Genomic DNA, 20056 nt, shown 5'->3' with positions numbered 1-20056 from the left:
CAGGAATCTCCTGGGACATTTTACTATATTTATCCATAAGTATTCTCATATAAAATTGTTGCTTCCTGCTTCATACTTTCAATATGTTTATCAAGGACGGTTGAAAATGCTTCAAGATTGCGGTTTTCCATTGCATCGTATAATTCCCAATGATCCCTATGTCGTTTTATCGTGCTCTCAAATGAAGTCGATTGCACAATGCGTGCCAAAGCCACATGAGTGTTTAACGAAGAGTAAAACGCCTTCAGAGTTGTACTGCCCTCCCAATCGATGAGTGCAGCATGAAATTGCATATCCAGACTATTGTACTTTTGAAAAGGGAAGGGATCAATATCAAGCAGATCATCCATCTGTCGAATCACCTGTCCCCATTCTCGAATTTTACTGGCTGATATCGTATGTATCACTTTTCTGGCAGCCCATAATTCAACCATCAGCCGTGCATCCAATTTTTCTAAAAAAGTCTCCAATTTCACTTCTGTTACATAGGTGCCCTTACGAGGAACAATTTCGATCAACCCTTCGTACTCCAGTTGATTGATAGCTTCCTTTATAGGGGAACGGCTAATTTGGAATTCATCCGATAAATCATAGATGTTCAATTTTTCTCCAGGCATGTATACTCTGTTAAGAATTTTTTTGCGCAAAATATCATAGGCTTGCTCTACTAAAAGAGAAGACTTTATCTCCGTCATAAAATTAACCCCTCAATTCATCTATTACCCAATTCATCAAACTCACGAATGTCATCATTCCAACCTTTATAAATAATTATATACGTTTGTAAAAAGAAAGGAAACAGGAATTGGATGGCAAAGGGGTTGATATATAGTTAACAAAGTATCAGAAAGTGAAAGACATTCGGTCATTTGAAACTGGATATGGTCGTTTCCCGCCAGGGCAAAAGTAAAGAGTGCCTCCCTATTTTGTTGAACGGAAAACATGGTGTTATGTCACCTTGAAAATGAAAGGCCGTTCCGCCTTTTCCATAGAACAGGTGGGAAGAACACTTCATCGTGAGTTACACGCCGGTACATTTCGGACGTCGACCGTAGCTCGGGATAAGAAACTCATGTGTCATAAAACACTGGAACAAAAACTCGGAATATCGATATACTTCGCTGCCCCTCTATGCATTGGGGTAACGGGGCAGTAGTGAAAATGCCAATGGCCATCTGTAGAAATTCTTTTCAAGTGCACTGCCCTTATGATATCAGACGATTCTGTCCGCCAGGCGTTGTCTCTGATTAATCAGAGACCTAGGAAATGTCTGGGAGGAAAATAATATACGAAGCGCTTCAGGAAGAACTATTGCATTTAAATTGACAAATCGTCACATGAAAAAGTAAAGAAATTATATAAACTTAGATAAATTCGGAGTATTTTATAACGAATTTATTGAAAACAGTGCAGATTTCAAATATATGTATTGTTTTTTTATGCAGTTTGATGAAAAAACATTTTCTGTTGTACAACAATTGCGTTATTGCGTTTTTACAAAAAAATTTTCCCAGGATATCATGTATAGAAATGATGCGGAGGAGATTTAATGTTTGTGATGATAATTTTGGGAGGTATTTGTGCTTCATTTGTTTATGCTGTGACTTCAATGGAAAATGTTAGTTTCATTTACCGTAGAAGTGAATGCGATAATTGTAAACATAAATTAGGATGGCATGAACTCATTCCGGTGTTAAGTTATTTTTTCCAGAAAAGAAAGTGCTTGTGGTGCAAACAGAAAATTGATATCAGTTACCCGGCCTGCGAAATTCTAATGATTGTCCTGTATATTGTCCCTTTGTTTTTTAGTTTAGGGCTTAAAGATTATACACTCTACTATTTGATAGTGACATTGTTGCTACCAATGTCACTATATGATTTCAGAACTTTGATTATACCGAATCATATGAATTTACTATTTCTAATTACTGGGCTTTTTCTAACTAACTTATACTATGTTGAGCCCCTATGGGATATTGGCGCTATATTAATCCTACATCTTGTTTACTTTTTATTTTCAGAATCCATTGGTTATGGGGACATTAAATTATTCACTGTACTAACACTAGTAACACCTATCAACTTTTTTATTTATGCGTTTTTTCTGACTTACATTGTAGGCGGTTTATTTGTCATCATTTTAACTCTTTATAGAGAAAAGATGATACCGAAAATACCTCTTGTACCATTTATCTCTACTGCAATAATTCTTAATTTCTTTCTATACGAAGAAATTGACCAAATATACTATGGAGGGTTTCTATGACATTAATGATTAAGGAAATGCATATTGCCGATAAACCTAGAGAAAGACTAATGACCTACGGTGCGGATAAACTCACAAATCAAGAATTGTTAGCTATTATCATAAATACTGGAAGCAGGGACGAATCAAGTATTACAGTTGCAAATAGAATCATTAGAGATATGAAATCTATAAGAGATTTAAGGCATTTAACATTCCAGGAATTGATTCAATTAAAAGGAATAGGGGAAGCAAAGGCAATAACAATCCTTGCGATGATAGAGATTGCGATACGGATGCATACACATTCCATGGAAGAAGATGTATATATCAAAAGTCCGTCTGATGTTTGTGACTTGTTGATGGAAAAATTGAGATACTATCAGCAAGAACACTTTGTTGTTCTTTATTTATCAACTAAAAATATGGTTATACATCAGGAGACAATGTTTAAAGGATCACTTAACAGTTCTATTGTTCATCCACGAGAAATTTATAAAGAAGCAGTAAAAAGAAGTGCTGCTGCCATTATATGTGTACACAATCATCCAAGTGGAGATCCATCTCCATCAAGGCAAGATATTGAAGTAACAAAAAGACTTCACGAGTGTGGTGATATTATCGGCGTAGATTTTCTCGATCACATCATTATTGGCTCTGGTAAGTATATTAGCTTAAAAGAAATGAATTACATAAAGTAAAAAGGGGTGTTTCATTGGGGCTCGATATGTATATTTATCTTGAAGACAGAGTTACAGAAGAGGTTATAGAGTATAGTTATTATAGGAAATTTAATGCACTGCAAGGTTATTTTGTGAAGCATTTTGAAATAGAGAATTGCGGTAAAGTAAAGTTGACCTATGACATTATTAACGAGATTTACTTAGTACTGAACGAAATCAGACATCATCCAGAAAAAGCACACTTGCTAATGCCAGCTTTTCCAGGTCCATTCTTCGGGTCATATAAGTATGATCAAATCTATCATGGCTATATTCATCAAGCAGCGTGTGATTTTTATCATGCGAAATTTCTGGATTACAGTAAGTATGAACTGTATTTTACATCGGATTGGTGAAGAAATTCCAAAACCATCTTAAAATCTAAAGATGGCGTATTTATTTTCTGATTAAAATGGATAAATATTATTTCATCAATTAGATGTGCATTCGTGTGGATGGAGAGCGGCAACTTTTTCGAAACGTGTTTTGAAATGCTATCCTTACACCCAGTACACAATTTCTGATGTGCTGTTAGAAGTAAAGGGAACGATTGATATTAGTAGCTTTATATAGATAGTGAAAAATTTTTGTCACTGGTGTGAAAAAGGTTGAATTGAACGTATAATGTATTGACTGCATTCAATTTTGAATGGTACAAGAACATTTACAAACAATATTATATACGGATTATAGCGAGATTTTCTAGATATATATAAATAATTAGATGTTCAGGCACCATTAATATTCCTGTGTTTTTCTGTTTGATAAAAACAATTTACTCAAGCGTTTCAACTCTCATAAAACGGGAATTTTAAATCCTGGAGGGATGAAAATGGATTATAATTTACTTGGTAATTCTGGATTGAATGTTTCTAAATATGCACTGGGTACGATCCCGTTCAGCGGAACGAAGGGGTTTGAACCGGCGGCTGATATGAATCAGCAGACGGCGGATTATATCGTGGATTATGCTTTGGATAAAGGGATCAATCAGTTTGATACGGCGAATCTGTATGCCGGCGGTGATGCTGAGATTGTGTTTGGCCGCTCAATCAGGAACAGACGTCATGACATGGTGATCAGCAGCAAGACCGGTTTCCAGCTGACTGATAACCCCAACGATGGGGGAGCCACACGCATCAACATTGAATCTTCTATCGATGAAACACTGGAGCGTCTGGGAACGGACTATCTGGATCTGTACTATGTCCATCTGTGGGATGGTCAGGTGCCAGTGGCAGAGACGGTCAATGTGATGAATGATCTGATCAGAAAAGGTAAGATCCGCTATTGGGGCGTCTCCAACTATAGTGGATGGGCGTTGGGTATGACGCACACCTATGCAAAAGAGAATGGATTGATTCCGCCAATTGCCCAGCAGATATACTATACGCCTGAGTCGAGGGAGGCGGAATATGAACTGCTGCCGGCCGGTAAAGCGCTGGGTATCGGCAATAGCATCTGGGCTCCGTTTGGTGAAGGGCTTCTCACAGGTAAGATTACCAGGAATAAAAAAGCAGAACCCGGCACAAGACAGGGCAATGACTGGCCGGAGCCTTATATAAAGAACGAGGACTTTTATTATGACCTTGTGGATATACTGATTGATACAGCCTCGAAATATAATGCAACGGTGCCCCAGGTTGTTCTTGCCTGGCTGAGGGACCGGCCTAACGTGGATTCCATCGTGATTGGCGCTAGAAATGAAGCACAGATGAAAGAGAATATGGAATCATATACGCTTGAGCTGACAGAAAAGGATAGACAGCTAATTGACGATTTTACCAACCCTGAACCCATTTATCCGTTATGGCATCGTGCGATGACCGCAATGGACCGTGCAACGGATTCCGAGAAAGTCTATCTGGCGCAGTACAAGAAAATGATGGATAAAAAGAATAAAGATATATAAAAATAGGGAAGCTGGAGCTTGATTCCAGCTTTCTTTAACTTAATAAAACGGTCAAATGAAAAAACGGAACAAGAACAATTAAAACCAAATTTATATTTTACACGAAATTGAGCGATAATTTTGAAGTTTTTCTGAATCACGTGTTGAAAGGATGAAATTATTACGATAAGATGAACTTAGATTGTTTTCGACATAACAGGAGGCGATGACATGAACATCACAGTTGGAATGATAAATATTGAATTGAATCGCATTGCCTCCTTTGATAGAGCTTAATTATTCATCAAATTCTGCTCTAGATATCATATATATTATTTTTCTGTGTATAGGGAGGCGGCCTGCCTCTCTATTTTTATGCAATTTTTAAGTGTGCACAAGAAGAATGTGCACTTTTTTATTGATAATTTAAATAGTATTCTGAAATAAAAGAGTTGATGTAATGTGTAATATTATTAATGTATGAAATGCAGCTAAGCGGTGCGATTGACGCGCATTTAAAACGGAATGGAGGGATTTTAAAATGAATGAACTGCTCAGGAGTATTCCGCCCAGTTATTTCGGGAGCACTATGGCCCGGGAACTGGAAACCGGAGATTTACCGCTGTTAAATCTGGCAGTAGGTATTCCCGATGGTGACACGCCGGAGGGGGTTCTCAGGACTGTCGCAGCATCCGTATATCAACCGGAGAACCAGAAATATGGTGTCTTCAGAGGAAAACAGTCTTTCAAGCAGGCCATCATCCAATTCTATCAAGATCATTATGATGTGGTCTTGGATGAAGACAATATCGCCATACTATACGGCACAAAAAGCGGGCTGGTCCAATTTCCGATGACTTTCATCGAACCGGGGGAAGGCGTTTATCTGCCAAACCCCGGATATCCGGATTATCCGGCGGGCGTTAAACTTGCCAGAGGCTTGGTGTATGACCTGCCACTCCTTAAAGAGAATGATTTTTTGCCGGATTATGACGCTTTGGACAGAGAAGAACTGGACAACGCCAGGCTGATGTATTTAAACTATCCTTCTAATCCACTGGGCGCTGTGGCGACAAAAGATTTCTTCAATGATACAGTGGCAAGGTTCAAAGATACCCGGACGAAAATTGTGCATGACTTTGCCTACGCCCCATTTGCTTTTGACCGGAGACATCCGAGCATATTGGAAAGTGATAAAAACCTGGAGTGTGCGATGGAAGTGTATTCACTCTCCAAGGGGTTTAACATGTCCGGCTTCCGGGTCGGTTTTGCCGTTGGCAATAAGGAAATGGTCGAATCGATCAATGTGTATCAGGATCACACCCAGACAGGCATGTGGGGAGTGCTTCAGGACGCGGCAACAGAAGCGCTCAGGCATGAGTCAGATATGTTGGATCACCAGAACGACAAGTTTAAAAAAAGAAGCGCACGTGTAGAAACATCATTTAAGAACATGGGGATTCCTTTAAATCCTGTTAAAGGCGGGATTTTCGGCTGGGTATCCGTACCGCCCGGATTTGATGGTGAAAGTTTCACCGATTTTCTCCTTAAAGAAGCGTCCATCCTGGTGACCCCCGGAATCCCATTCGGCTCTCTGGGACGAAACTTTATCCGCATCTCCCTGGCGGTTGAAGATGATGTACTGACATCGGTCATTGAACGGTTCGACAGGATAAAATATTTATGGCAATAGAAACTGAAAAAATCCAAATTCACCCTTGAAACTCACCGCACTTACATGTAACATAAAAATTGTAATGAACACGACATAAAAAGGGATGTATAAAGACTCATCATCGTATATGCATTACCTTTGATAGAACAGTGATTTCATTCATGTTCTAGATATCATATATATTATTTCTTATCTGTGTAGAGGGGCGTAAGCCCCTCTATTTTTTTGAATTTCTTTATAAACATGTCCGGAATATGGTATTCTTTTAATCAGATATAATGGACTTTGGGAGCGTGGAACTGTGAACAGGCTTTTCAACCGAAACAAAATGCTGATCATCCTATTCGGCATCATAGTACTCATTTTACTGATTGGTTTTTCGATGACAGACAGGGACTCAACGACGAAAGCTGAACAGTTCACTGCTGATGCTGCAGCAGGCACACAATCAGTCATCGGTGCACCTCTGAATATCATCACAAATATTTTCAGCTCCATATCCCAGAGCTTTAACGCAGTCAGTGAAAATGAAGATTTGAGGGAACAGCTCGATATGCTGCCTCAGATGGAAGAAGATATAGAACGGCTGGAAGCAGAGAATGAGGAGCTGAGGGAAGCGCTGGATGTCAGTTCCAAAAGGGAATATGAAAGCATCAACGCCCGTGTGATTTCACGCTCTCCCGATCAGTGGCTCGACAGCTTCACGATTGACAAGGGTACGAGTGATGGTGTCGAGGAAGACATGGCAGTGATGACTTCCGAGGGGCTGATTGGTACTGTTAACCGTGCCAACGGCGGTTCAAGTTACATAGAAATGATTACAACGAACACTTCCCAGGACAATCTTTCTGTTGAAATCACACATGATGGGTCACCGGTTTACGGGACGATCAGCCACTTTGATAATGAACGTAATCTGCTTGTCATAGAAAATATCAAAAACAGAAGTGAAATTGAAGAAGGCGATGATGTATTTACAAGCGGGCTTGCCGGAGACTTCCCTGAAGGTATCATTATCGGTACAGTGGCGGAAGTGGAAAATGATGAGTACGGACTCAGCCAGAATGCTTATGTACAACTGGCCGGCAATGCGGATGATGTTGATTCGGTATTTGTCCTTCAGAGAGATCCGGAATCGATGGAGGAGTAACATGAAAGCTATTGTTATCTTTATCGCATCGCTGGTGTTCATGTACGCGGATTTTTTGTTTGCTGAAATCAGCCCGGTGACCATCAGCGGTCTTGAAGTCTACTTTGTCCCCAGATTGCTGCTGATGTATATATTATTGATTTCGATATATATCAGTCCGTCCATGAGTGCGTTCACAGGCATCGTATTCGGCATCATGCTCGATGTTTATATCGGCTCCGTCTACGGGGTCCATACTTTTGGCATTGCGGCTTTTGTTGCATTCATGCATACCGCTTTCAGAGTGTTCTACAGGGATGTCGTCGCCATGGCTTTCGTAATACTGCTGCTGACGTTCGTTTATGAATCATATATATTCCTTATCTACAGGGTGCTTGATCTGGTCTCCCTGCCGGTATTTGATTACCTGGCGTTAAGAGCCGCGCCGAGTCTGCTGCTCAACGCGCTGTTGTTTATCATCATTTTTGTCACTGCCCTGAAAACGTCCAAGGTTCGGAATAACCTCCAGTCAAAGCATTGACATGCCTGTTTTGACACGGTATAATGTAATAGTTGGTGAATTTGTAGACATCAACCGCACAAGTTTGGGTATGAAGTGACGGCAGTCCACCTTTAGTTGGCGTGTCTTAGAAAATCAGGAGGTGTAAGTATGTTTGCAATCATCGAAACTGGTGGTAAACAGTTGAAAGTAGAAGAAGGCCAGACAATCTTCGTTGAAAAATTGAACGCGGATGCCGGCGATACTTTTACGTTTGATAAAGTGCTTTTTGTTGGCGGCGACGCGGTGAAAGTCGGTGCGCCAACCGTGGAAGGTGCTACTGTTTCCGCAAAAATTGAAAAACATGGCCGCGGCAAAAAGATAAATGTAATCAAGTTCAAACGCAGGAAAAACTATCATCGTAAACAGGGCCATCGCCAGGCATATACAAAGCTGACAGTCGAAAAGATTGAAGCTTAATGATTAAAGTAAATATCAATATCAATGACGAAGGCCGTGTTGAATCGTTTGACATGTCTGGCCATGCGATGTTTGAAGAACATGGCAAGGATATCGTCTGTGCCGGTGCTTCGGCCGTGGTGTTCGGTTCAGTGAACGCAATTATCAACATGACTGAGGCAGATCCATCCATTGATATGGATGAGGCATCCGGGTTTTTCAGCTTCATTGTCGATGAAGCTGAAGACGAGAAGATGCAGACACTTTTGGAAGGCATGATCATTTCATTGAAAACGATAGAAGAAGAACACGGTGAACATATCAAACTTGTATACAAGTGAGGTGAAAACAATGCTCAGACTCAATCTTCAGTTTTTCGCATCCAAGAAGGGTGTCGGTTCAACGAAAAACGGACGTGATTCAATATCCAAGCGTCTCGGAGTTAAGAGACAGGACGGTCAGTTTGTTACCGGCGGTTCCATCCTTTTCCGTCAGCGCGGTACGAAAATGCACCCGGGTGAAAACGTAGGAATTGGCGGCGATGATACATTATTCGCCAAAATTGACGGTGTTGTCAAATTCGAACGCTATGGTAAAGACAGGAAACGCATTTCCGTATACCAGGAAGCTAAATAATTGAACAGACGGGCATCAGCTTCAGCTGGTGCTCTTTTTAATTAAGAGATAAATCACGATATGATATAATATAAAGGAATCGGGGTGAAGTCATGTTTATAGATCAGGTAGATATATATGTGAAAGCCGGGGATGGCGGCCATGGACTGGTCGCCTACAGAAGAGAGAAATATGTGCCGAACGGCGGTCCCGCCGGCGGCGACGGCGGACATGGCGCGGACATCATCTTCGAAGTGGACGAAGGTCTGCGGACATTAATGGATTTCCGTTATCAGCGCCACTTTAAGGCAAACCGCGGAGAAAATGGCATGAGCCAGAAGGCCCATGGTAAAAACAGTGCGGCGCTGGTATTAAAAGTGCCGCCGGGCACCATTGTCAAAAGAAAAGATGATACAGAGACGATTGCCGATTTAACACAGCACAAGGCGCGTGCAGTCGTTGCCCGCGGCGGTCGCGGCGGGCGCGGCAATGCACGCTACGCCACACCCAGAAATCCCGCGCCCGACTTTGCTGAAAATGGTGAACCGGGCGAAGAATTGGATGTCATTCTGGAATTGAAACTGATGGCTGACGTCGGACTCGTCGGTTTTCCCAGCGTGGGCAAATCCACGCTGCTGAGTTCGGTTTCAAAAGCAAAACCTAAGATAGGCGACTATCCGTTCACAACGCTCAAACCGAGCCTGGGTGTTGTGGAGACAAATGATAGCAGATCTTTTGTTATGGCTGATCTGCCGGGATTGATAGAAGGCGCCTCAGAAGGTACAGGGCTTGGTCATCAGTTCCTGCGGCATGTGGAACGCACAAAAGTCATTGTACACGTCGTGGATATCAGTGAATCCGAAGGCCGGGACGCCCTGGAGGATTATCGGACCATCCGGAGAGAGATGGCTTTATATAATGAATCGCTGATCAAACGGCCGGAGATCATCGTCCTCAATAAGGCGGACCTTATAGAGGACGGAGATACATTTGAACTGTTCAAAGCTGAAGCCGGTGAAGATAAGGAAATCTTCCATGTATCAGCTGCCACGCAGGAAAATCTGGAAGGTCTGCTTTATCGGATCGCGGATCTGCTTGAAGAGACAGATGAACTGGAAGCAGCTGAAGAACATACCGATGAAAGGGTCGTCTATAGATATGAGAAAGACGCGGATGCATTTGAAATCACGCGTGATGATGATGGCGCCTTCGTTGTATCCGGCGATTCGATAGAACGGATATTCAAGATGACCGATTTCAACCGTGACGCAGGGGCACGGCGGTTTGCAAGACAGATGCGCACGATGGGCATTGATGATGCACTCAGGGAAAAAGGCATCGAGCCCGGGGACACTGTGCGTATTCTGGGCGGAGAGTTTGAATTTGTAGAATGATGGTGATGTCATGTATCAGTATATAAAAGGGGCGCTCAAAGAGGTCACGCCCTTGTATATCATCGTGGAAACAGGCGGTATCGGGTATATCGTCCATGTGCCCAACCCGTTTCGTTTTGAATCAATGACAGGCAGTGAACTGACAATTTTTACGGAGTTGATTGTGCGTGAAGACAGTCATACTCTATACGGTTTTAAGGATATGCCGGAAAAAGAGCTCTTTCAGTCACTTCTGAAAGTGACTGGTATCGGTCCCAAAAGCGCAATGGCGATACTTGCCACTTCGACACCGGACGGTGTGATCAGCGCGATTGAAAATGAAAATTACGCTTTTATGCAGAAGTTTCCCGGGGTCGGCAAAAAGACGGCCAGCCAGATTATTTTGGATCTGAAGGGCAGACTGACGCAGAGCGGGGATCCCCCGCAAGCTGTGACTGAATCCGGCAACTATGAACATTTCATCAGCGAAGCACTGCTTGCGCTTGAAGCGCTTGGCTATTCCAAGCGTGAACTCACACGTATTGAAAAGCACTTGGAAACAGTCGAAATCAATTCTGTGGACGAAGCAGTCAAAGCCGGATTAAAATTTCTAGTACAATAATGGGGTGCTGCTATGGATGATCGTATTTTGGACGAATCCCAAAAAGAAAATGAGGAAAATGAAGAAATGTCACTGAGGCCGGAACGCTTAGCCCAGTACATAGGACAGCATTCACTGAAGGAAAATTTGGGTATTTTCATCGAAGCTGCAAGGATGAGGGAGGAAGCACTGGATCATGTGATTCTTCATGGACCGCCGGGGCTGGGTAAAACCACGCTCTCAAGCATAATTGCCAATGAACTTGGTGTAAACATCCGCACGACTTCCGGACCGGCTGTGGAACGCGCCGGTGATCTTGCTGCCATTCTTTCAAGTCTGGATGCTGGAGATGTCCTGTTCATCGATGAGATACACCGGCTGCCGCGGGCGGTGGAGGAAGTGCTGTACTCCGCGATGGAGGACTTTTTCCTCGATGTCGTCATCGGTAAAGGCGAAGAGGCGAGAAACATAAGGATCGATCTGCCGCCGTTTACGCTCGTTGGTGCGACCACACGGTTCGGCAGTCTCTCGGCGCCGCTCAGAGACCGTTTCGGTGTCCAGCTCAGGCTCGAATACTATGATTTCAGGAGTCTCATCACCATCGTGAACAGAACGGCTGAAATATTCGAAGTGTCCATTGATCCGGACAGTGCCGAGGAATTGGCCAGACGTTCCAGAGGAACGCCGCGTATTGCCAACCGCCTGCTCAGACGTGTCCGGGACTTCTCCATCGTCAAAGGTGAGCCGTCCATTAAGCTTGAAACGACAAACCATGCGCTAAAAGTACTTGAAGTGGACCCGCTCGGCCTGGATCCGACCGACCATAGAATTATGAGAACAATTATTGAAACATACAAAGGCGGACCGGTCGGCCTTGAAACTGTTGCTGTCTCCATAGGTGAAGAAGTCATTACTCTGCTCGATGTTTATGAACCGTACCTGATTCAGCAGGGGTTCCTTGAAAGGACACCGCGGGGCCGGCGGGCCACAGGTAAAAGCTTTGACTACTTTACAGAAAGCGAAAATGGAACGATTGATATATTCAGAAATGAGGAATAGCGTTTGAAACTCGATGACTTTGATTTCGAACTGCCGGATGCGCTGATTGCCCAAACACCGCTTGAGGACAGGTCAGCCAGCCGGCTGCTTGCACTGGACAAGAAAACCGGCCGGATTGCGGACAGGCTGTTTACAGACATAACGGATTATTTCAATCCCGGTGATGCCCTTGTATTAAATGATACAAGGGTACTGCCAGCACGCCTTTTCGGCGTTAAATCCGAAACTGGGGCGAATATAGAAATGCTTTTGTTAAAACCGATTGAAGGCGGTTATGAGGTGCTGGCAAAACCTGCAAAACGTATTAAAGAGGGCACGGAAGTCATTTTCGGTGATGGACTTTTAACAGCGGTCTGTACAAAAATATTCGACGAAGGTGTCAGACATATGGCCCTGAAATATGACGGTATACTGGAAGAAATACTCGATCAGCTGGGGGAAATGCCGCTGCCGCCCTACATCCGTGAAACGCTGGAAGATAAGGAAAGGTACCAGACCGTTTATGCAAAGCATTCCGGTTCGGCGGCAGCGCCCACAGCAGGCCTGCATTTTACAGATGAACTGCTCGATGACATCAGCGCAAAAGGTGTGAATATCGTTCACATCACACTGCACGTGGGGCTCGGTACGTTCAGGCCGGTCAGTGTGGATCATATTGAAAATCATAAGATGCATGCTGAATTCTATATTATGGATGAAGATGCAGCAGCTATTCTGAATGAAACTAAAAACAGCGGCAAAAAAATTGTAAGTGTCGGGACGACCAGTACACGGACGCTCGAGACGATTGTTCAGAATCATGGAAAATTCAAAGCAGCGAGCGGCTTCACTGATATTTTTATCTATCCGGGTTTCGAATACAAAGCGATTGATACGCTGATAACGAATTTCCATCTGCCGAAGTCGTCGCTTATGATGCTCGTCAGTGCGTTTTGTGACCGGGATATGATTTTGAACACTTATCGGCATGCCATCGAAAAACGCTACAGGTTTTTCAGCTTCGGGGATGCGATGATCATATATGAGGGTGAGTATTAATGTCAGCAATCGAATACGAACATATAAAAACATGTAAACAGACAGGCGCCCGCATCGGCAGGCTTCATACGCCGCACGGGACGATCGACACCCCGGTATTCATGCCCGTTGGCACACTGGCCACTGTCAAGTCGATGACGCCGGAGGAACTGGCGGAAATCGGCAGTCAGATTATTCTGAGCAACACGTACCATCTGTGGCTAAGACCGGGGAGTGACATTATCCGGGAAGCCGGCGGACTGCATCAGTTTATGAACTGGGATAAGCCGATACTCACGGATTCCGGCGGTTTTCAGGTATTCAGTCTGAGTGAACGGCGGAAGATTGAAGAGACCGGGGTTCACTTCAGAAGTCACCTGGACGGTTCAAAGTTATTTCTGAGCCCTGAAGGAGCGATGGATATCCAGCACCACTTGGGTTCTGATATCATGATGTCGTTTGACGAATGTCCGCCGCATCCAGCTGAACACGGTTACGTCAAAGACTCGATAGAGCGTACTTCCAGGTGGGCGGAGCGAGGACAGAATCACCACCTCAAGAGCGGTCACGACAGAAAACAAGCTCTCTTCGGTATCGTCCAGGGGGGTGAATATACGGATTTAAGAGCACAGAGCGCGAAAGAATTGGCTGCCATGGATTTTGATGGTTACTCGATCGGGGGGCTTTCCGTCGGTGAGCCGAAATCGATTATGTACAGAGTACTTGAAGAAACCATGACTTATCTGCCTGAGCATAAACCCCGTTATCTGATGGGGGTCGGCTCGCCCGATGCGCTGATCGAAGGCGTAATCCGCGGCGTGGATATGTTTGACTGTGTGCTGCCGACCCGTATCGCACGCAACGGTACGACAATGACATCGAAGGGCAGAGTGGTTGTCAGAAATAAGAAATTCGAGCGCGATTTCACACCGCTTGATGACTCCTGCGACTGCTATACATGCCGGAATTATACGAAGGCTTACCTGCGCCATTTATTCAAAACAGATGAAATTCTGGGATTGAGACTTACTACTTATCATAACCTGTATTTTCTGGTAAAATTAATGGAAGATGTTCGAACTGCGATTTTAAATGATAATCTTATGGATTTTAAAGAAGCATTTTTCGAATCATACGGATTGAATGTTGAAAATCCAAAAAACTTTTAATAAGGAGAGATTTATTAGATGGAATTCTTCATGGCCATCCTGCCGTTTCTGGTACTCATCCTGGTAATGTATTTCCTGATGATCCGGCCGGCACAGAAAAAACAGAAAGAAGTAAAGAATATGCAGGACAACCTGCAAAAAGGCAATCAGATCATAACAATCGGCGGTATGCATGGCGTTGTTGAATCATTCGACCAGAATTATATGTATGTCCGTACAGAAGATGAGGATGGAATGGTCCTTAAATTCGACCGTGTCGCGCTTAAACAAATCGTAGAATAATATGCCCAAGCTGACATACTATTGTCGGCTTTTTTTAGTTTCACTTTAAGTGTACAATGATATTATTGATGTGTTGAAGATCTACATAAAATAGAGGTGTGCCAATTGAAAACGAAATCCAGTAAAATAATAATGTCTTTATTAATTGTGGTTGTATTATTTACGGCCATTGCTCTGACACTGAAGGACGTGGTCAGTAATGTTAATCTGGGTCTCGACCTGCAGGGCGGTTTTGAAGTGCTCTATGAGGTGGAACCCCTCAATGAAGGGGATGAAATTGACAATGAAGCAGTCACCAGTACGGCAAGCACTCTGGAATCCAGAGTTAACGTGCTGGGTGTGTCAGAACCCAATATCCAGGTGGAGCAGGGCAACCGGATACGCGTCCAGCTGGCTGGTGTAGAAGACCAGGCGCAGGCGCGTGAGATGCTCAGCACCCAGGCTGAACTGACCATACGTGATGTCGATGATAATGTGCTGCTGGATGGAGACGACCTCGTTCAGGGCGGTGCCAGCCAAAACTTCGACGAACAGGGACAGCCGATGGTGTCGTTGGAACTGGAAGACGCCGGTAACTTTTCAGAAATTACACAGGAGATTTCCGAACGTCCGCAGGGTGAGAATATGATGGTCATCTGGATGGACTTTGAAGAAGGGGAAGACAGCTTTGCGGAAGAAGTCCAGAAGGAAGATCCCAAGTTCGTTTCAGCACCGACCGTTTCCCAATCGATTAACTCCTCCGAAGTTATGATTTCCGGTGGTTTCGGCGGGGAAGAAGGTCTGGAGCGTGCACAGAATATCGCAGATCTCCTGAATGCCGGAGCACTGCCGGTACAGCTGAATGAAATCTATTCAACTTCTGTCGGTGCCCAATTCGGGGAGCAGGCACTGAATGAAACGGTGACTGCTGGCCTGATCGGTGTCGCACTTGTACTGCTGTTCATGATCGCCTTCTACAGGCTGCCGGGTGTGGTGGCTGCTGTAACACTGTCAGTATATATATTCCTGACCATCCTTGGATTTAATTTTATCAATGGCGTACTGACCCTGCCTGGAATTGCAGCATTGATTCTCGGCGTGGGTATGGCCGTCGATGCCAATATCATCATGTATGAACGGATCAAAGATGAATTGCGGATCGGCAGGACTTTGAAGCAGGCCTATAAACGGGCAGCCTCGCAGTCGATATGGACGATTGTCGACGCTAATCTGACAACATTGGTTGCGGGTGTGGTATTATTCATTTTCGGTACGAGCAGTGTCCAGGGATTCGCTACCATGCTGCTGCTTTCCATTTTGATGAGCTTCATCACCGCCGTTATCCTGACAAGAATCCTGTTATCCCTGCTGATTCAATCCGGGTTCTTCAATAAACGCCTGGCCTGGTTCGGCGTCAAGGACAGGAATCGTCACAGTATCAATGAAGGAAAAGATATTGAAGATTTAAGTACCCCGTGGGACCGCCTTGACTTTGTCAGGCATGCCAGGAAATTATTTACATTCAGCATTGTACTCATAGTGGCTGGCGCGATCGTTCTTTCTATATTCCGATTGAATTTGGGTATCGACTTTACCAGCGGTACGCGGGCGGATATACAGACTAACGGCGAAGCCACTGCAGAAGAGGTGGAAGAAGAACTCGTCTCCATGGATATGCAGCCTGAGAATATCACGACTGCCGGTGAAGGGACGGTCGTGGCCAGATATAACACAGATTTGTCTCAGGATCAGGTCACCGAAATGCAGAGTACGTTTGATGAAATGTACGGCGAACAGCCAATGATCAGTACGGTAAGTCCTGTCATCGGGCAGGAACTGGTCCGAAATGCAATATACGCGTTGGCGATTGCTTCTGCAGCCATCATTCTGTATGCCACGATCCGTTTTGAATGGCGCATGGCGCTGCCGGCGGTCATCGCGCTGTTCCATGATGTTTTCATCATAGTGGCCATGTTCTCCATACTGAGACTGGAAGTGGACATCACATTCATCGCAGCAGTACTCACGATCGTAGGTTATTCCATCAATGATACGATTGTGACATTCGACCGTATCAGGGAGAATCTGCGCAAGATCAAAGTCATCCACAAAGCGGAAACGATTGACATGATCATTAACCGTTCGATGAAACAGACATTAACCAGATCGTTGAATACAGTCATTACGGTCATCCTTGTCGTCGTATTCCTGGTGCTGTTTGGTTCAAGCGCAATACTGAATTTCTCAATTGCCCTCTTGATTGGTCTGATCAGCGGCATATATTCATCAATGTTCATCGCAGTCCAGATCTGGGGCGTGCTTAAAAAACGTCAGCTCCGTAAAAATGACGGAAACCTGACGGTATATGAAGAGAAAAAGAAAGATGAAGAGAAAATTCTAGTGTAATAATATAGAAAAATATGGACGCTCAGGGGAAGCCCTGAGCGTTTCGTAAAGGTGGAAGGATCTGATGTTCCAGTCCAAATATGAATGGAAAGTGCGTAAGAAGACGGCGGATATTGATGACAGCGACGCCGCTGATTTCAAGTTAAACACGCTTGAACAGACGATTTTGGAAAATCGTGGATATGTCAATGCCAGGCATCTGGATAAAATATTTAAACCAAAGTCTCATGATGCTTCACAGATTTACGCCATCGATGAAGCGGTGAACCGGATCAATACCGCGATAAAAAATGATGACAGCATTTTGATATATGGTGATTTTGATGCGGATGGCATCACAAGCACAGTGCTTCTGTTAAAAGCGCTTAAGAAGAGAACCGATAACGTTGATTTTCTCATTCCGGACCGTCTGACAGATGGATACGGACCGAACCGAAACCTGTTCGAAGAGGTGGCTGCCGATCAGTTCAGCCTGGTGATTACTGTGGATAATGGAATTTCAGGCAGAAAAGAAATAGATTTCCTGCTGAGGCAGGGTGTCGATGTCATTGTCTGTGACCATCATACGTTCGGGAGCAGCGTGCCTGAATGTATCATCATCCACCCGGCTCACCCGCAAGGGGAGTACCCCTTCAATGCGCTGGCCGGGGTGGGTATTACATACAAGCTCACCGAAGCGCTCGGACTTGCAGACGAAGCTGGCATGTCTCTGGCTGCCATCGGCACTGTGGCTGATATGGTACCATTGGTCGATGAGAATAAAAGGCTGGTCATAGATGGTCTGCGGGTACTGAATGATAGCCCGCCTGAAGGTATCAGGGCGTTGTTGAACAGTTCAGGACATGACGGAATCATCGATGAGGACACCATCGGTTATTCCATCGCCCCGAGATTGAATGCTTCCGGCAGACTGGGGGAGGCTGCCATTGCTGTGGAACTGCTGATTGAAGAAGACAGGAGTACAGCATACGAAATGTCCATGGTGCTGGAACGTATGAATCAGGAACGCAAGGAATTGGTCGATCATATTTATGCTGAAGCAGAAGGCAAAGTAGACGGCCAGGACCAGGTCAATGTTATCTATGGCGAAGGCTGGCACCCGGGGGTTATTGGCATTGTGGCTTCAAAATTGGTCGATCGGTTTGGCAAACCCGCCATTGTACTTACCCTTGACGGGGAAATCTACCGGGGGTCTGCCCGTTCCATCGAAGGCGTGGATCTTCACAGTGTCATCGGCGGTCACTGTAAATCTTATGAAAACTTTGGCGGGCATTCCCAAGCACTTGGAATTGAAGTTTCAAAAGATGATGTCGAAGATTTCAAAGCTGAACTGGGCGATTATTTCAACAATCTGGGACTGGATCTGCGGCCGGTGAAATATATTGATTACCAGCTCAAACCGGGCAATATGACCATGAAGGAATTTGAACGATTCGGCAGACTTAAGCCTTTCGGCCAGTCGTTTTATCCCCCGCTATTCATGATCAATAATGCCCGTACGGGGCTTGTCAAACAAGTCGGTAAAGACAAATCCCATATTAAAATGACCATTCCTGAACTGGATATGGATGTCATCGGATTCAGTTTCGGCCACCTGAACAGCGAAGTGCGGGCCGGGGATACCATCAGTCTGATCGGTACGGTGAACATTAATGAGTTCAATCAGAAAAGGACTTTGCAAATGGTGCTGATGGACGCGGCCATAGATACTGTACAAATTATAGATATGAGAAGCAAATCGGACCAGAATTTTGATATCATTTCAAAAGACGATGTTTTTCTGATCGAAGAGGGCAGGGAGACACAAGGGCCCAACTACTATAATTATGGCGAAAGACTGCCCTTTGTGACCGGCAGCGTGATCCTCAGGGATCTGCCCGCAAGTCTTGACAATCTTTCCTATTCATTGAATGATATCCATGTTTCTAAAATAATCATGATATTCCACAGTAAAACCGAGTTGTTTTTCACAGGCATACCAAATCTTAATGATGTGCAGAGCGTATATGAAATCATCAACAGCGCTGAAGATGGGTCCATCGATTTGGCCCGGCATGCGCCGGCATTATCAAAAAAACTGGGTATTTCTATGATTTTTCTAAAAATGACGATCGATATATTGGAAGAATTAAAGAATATTGTGCTGAAAAATGGTATAGTATACAAGGTGGATGATAAACCGTCCTGGGACATGTTTGAAACAAAACATTACAGATGGCTTGCCGGCAGGATGGATGCTGAAACCCATCTGAAAATGTCGTCGGCAAATGAACTGAAACAATACGTCAGAACATTAATTTCGAATTGAGTGGTGTTTAAATATGGATTTAAGACAATATGTATCAGAGGTTGAGGATTACCCTGTAGAAGGGGTTAGTTTCAAAGATATTACAACGATAATGGATAACGGGGAAGCTTATGGCTATGCAACCGACCAGATTGTGGAATATGCCCGGAAGAAAGCGGTCGATGTAGTCGTCGGACCGGAAGCCAGAGGTTTCATCATCGGCTGCCCGGTGGCATACAGCATGGGGATTGGTTTCGCACCAGTGCGCAAAGAAGGCAAACTGCCGCGCGAAGTGATCAGCTACGAGTACGATTTGGAATACGGGTCAAACGTTCTCACGATGCACAAAGATGCAATCAAACCCAACCAGAGGGTTCTGATCACCGACGATCTGCTGGCGACCGGCGGCACGATTGAAGCATCCATTAAAATGGTGGAATCGCTGGGCGGTATTGTCGCCGGGATTGCGTTCCTGATAGAACTCAGGTATCTAGAAGGCAGCAAACGGCTCGAAGGATATGATACCATTTCCTTGATATCCTATGATGAATAATGTTAAAAAGTCTGTGAAAACAGGCTTTTTTTGGTCATTTATTTATTTGAAAGTTATTTTATAGTATGATGATGCTAACTATTTATTTTAAAGAG

At 44.2% G+C, this 20056-nt stretch carries 20 protein-coding genes and 1 other annotated feature; of the genes, 19 read left to right on the top strand and 1 reads right to left on the bottom strand.

Features of this window, described 5'->3' with window-relative positions:
* Window positions 1–29 precede the first annotated feature (29 nt).
* A complete protein-coding gene (locus tag G343_RS0112835; protein ID WP_020008561.1) occupies window positions 30–695 on the bottom strand; it encodes a GntR family transcriptional regulator in 666 nt (221 codons plus the stop codon).
* 854 nt (window positions 696–1549) lie between these two features.
* On the opposite strand from G343_RS0112835, the gene G343_RS0112830 reads away from it, so the two are divergent.
* From G343_RS0112830 to G343_RS0112740, 19 genes are all read left to right on the top strand, one after another.
* Window positions 1550–2266, top strand: a complete 717-nt coding sequence (locus G343_RS0112830) for a prepilin peptidase (protein ID WP_020008560.1) — start codon at window positions 1550–1552, stop codon at window positions 2264–2266.
* Window positions 2263–2946, top strand: a complete 684-nt coding sequence (radC, locus tag G343_RS0112825; RefSeq protein ID WP_020008559.1) for a RadC family protein — start codon at window positions 2263–2265, stop codon at window positions 2944–2946. Before G343_RS0112830 ends, radC begins: the two co-directional genes overlap by 4 nt.
* Before the next feature lie 14 nt (window positions 2947–2960).
* Window positions 2961–3323 carry a hypothetical protein gene (locus tag G343_RS0112820; protein ID WP_020008558.1) on the top strand — a complete coding sequence of 121 codons (363 nt, stop codon included), beginning with the start codon at window positions 2961–2963 and terminating at the stop codon, window positions 3321–3323.
* A 476-nt stretch (window positions 3324–3799) separates the two neighbouring features.
* On the top strand, window positions 3800–4879 hold the full coding sequence (locus tag G343_RS0112815) for an aldo/keto reductase (protein ID WP_020008557.1): 1080 nt from the start codon (window positions 3800–3802) through the stop codon (window positions 4877–4879).
* Window positions 4880–5399: 520 nt separating this feature from the next.
* On the top strand, window positions 5400–6551 hold the full coding sequence (locus G343_RS0112810; RefSeq protein WP_020008556.1) for an aminotransferase class I/II-fold pyridoxal phosphate-dependent enzyme: 1152 nt from the start codon (window positions 5400–5402) through the stop codon (window positions 6549–6551).
* 283 nt (window positions 6552–6834) lie between these two features.
* Window positions 6835–7683, top strand: coding sequence for a rod shape-determining protein MreC (gene mreC / locus G343_RS0112805; RefSeq protein ID WP_020008555.1), 849 nt, complete (start codon window positions 6835–6837; stop codon window positions 7681–7683).
* A gap of 1 nt (window position 7684) precedes the next feature.
* Window positions 7685–8203, top strand: a complete 519-nt coding sequence (gene mreD, locus G343_RS0112800; RefSeq protein WP_020008554.1) for a rod shape-determining protein MreD — start codon at window positions 7685–7687, stop codon at window positions 8201–8203.
* 42 nt (window positions 8204–8245) lie between these two features.
* Window positions 8246–8320, top strand: a sequence feature (ribosomal protein L21 leader region).
* A 12-nt stretch (window positions 8321–8332) separates the two neighbouring features.
* On the top strand, window positions 8333–8641 hold the full coding sequence (rplU, locus tag G343_RS0112795) for a 50S ribosomal protein L21 (RefSeq protein ID WP_020008553.1): 309 nt from the start codon (window positions 8333–8335) through the stop codon (window positions 8639–8641).
* A complete protein-coding gene (locus tag G343_RS0112790) occupies window positions 8641–8961 on the top strand; it encodes a ribosomal-processing cysteine protease Prp (protein WP_020008552.1) in 321 nt (106 codons plus the stop codon). Before rplU ends, G343_RS0112790 begins: the two co-directional genes overlap by 1 nt.
* 10 nt (window positions 8962–8971) lie before the next feature.
* A complete protein-coding gene (rpmA, locus tag G343_RS0112785; RefSeq protein ID WP_020008551.1) occupies window positions 8972–9256 on the top strand; it encodes a 50S ribosomal protein L27 in 285 nt (94 codons plus the stop codon).
* Window positions 9257–9348: 92 nt separating this feature from the next.
* On the top strand, window positions 9349–10629 hold the full coding sequence (gene obgE / locus G343_RS0112780; protein WP_020008550.1) for a GTPase ObgE: 1281 nt from the start codon (window positions 9349–9351) through the stop codon (window positions 10627–10629).
* Window positions 10630–10639: 10 nt separating this feature from the next.
* Window positions 10640–11230, top strand: coding sequence for a Holliday junction branch migration protein RuvA (ruvA, locus tag G343_RS0112775; protein WP_020008549.1), 591 nt, complete (start codon window positions 10640–10642; stop codon window positions 11228–11230).
* A gap of 12 nt (window positions 11231–11242) precedes the next feature.
* Window positions 11243–12268, top strand: a complete 1026-nt coding sequence (gene ruvB / locus G343_RS0112770; RefSeq protein ID WP_020008548.1) for a Holliday junction branch migration DNA helicase RuvB — start codon at window positions 11243–11245, stop codon at window positions 12266–12268.
* A gap of 3 nt (window positions 12269–12271) precedes the next feature.
* A complete protein-coding gene (gene queA, locus G343_RS0112765; protein ID WP_020008547.1) occupies window positions 12272–13306 on the top strand; it encodes a tRNA preQ1(34) S-adenosylmethionine ribosyltransferase-isomerase QueA in 1035 nt (344 codons plus the stop codon).
* Window positions 13306–14454, top strand: coding sequence for a tRNA guanosine(34) transglycosylase Tgt (gene tgt / locus G343_RS0112760; RefSeq protein ID WP_020008546.1), 1149 nt, complete (start codon window positions 13306–13308; stop codon window positions 14452–14454). Before queA ends, tgt begins: the two co-directional genes overlap by 1 nt.
* 18 nt (window positions 14455–14472) lie before the next feature.
* Window positions 14473–14736 (top strand): preprotein translocase subunit YajC, encoded by a 264-nt coding sequence (gene yajC, locus G343_RS0112755; protein ID WP_020008545.1) that lies wholly within the window; start codon window positions 14473–14475, stop codon window positions 14734–14736.
* Window positions 14737–14841: 105 nt separating this feature from the next.
* The gene (secDF, locus tag G343_RS0112750) at window positions 14842–17121 is read left to right on the top strand and encodes a protein translocase subunit SecDF (RefSeq protein ID WP_020008544.1); all 2280 of its coding nucleotides are present in this window, start codon (window positions 14842–14844) and stop codon (window positions 17119–17121) included.
* Window positions 17122–17185: 64 nt separating this feature from the next.
* The gene (gene recJ, locus G343_RS0112745) at window positions 17186–19429 is read left to right on the top strand and encodes a single-stranded-DNA-specific exonuclease RecJ (protein WP_020008543.1); all 2244 of its coding nucleotides are present in this window, start codon (window positions 17186–17188) and stop codon (window positions 19427–19429) included.
* 13 nt (window positions 19430–19442) lie between these two features.
* Window positions 19443–19961, top strand: coding sequence for an adenine phosphoribosyltransferase (locus G343_RS0112740; protein ID WP_020008542.1), 519 nt, complete (start codon window positions 19443–19445; stop codon window positions 19959–19961).
* The last annotated feature ends 95 nt before the right edge of the window (window positions 19962–20056 follow it).

Source organism: Salinicoccus albus DSM 19776 (assembly GCF_000385175.1).
GTDB lineage: Bacteria > Bacillota > Bacilli > Staphylococcales > Salinicoccaceae > Salinicoccus > Salinicoccus albus.
This window is presented reverse-complemented; position numbering and strand designations above follow the sequence as displayed.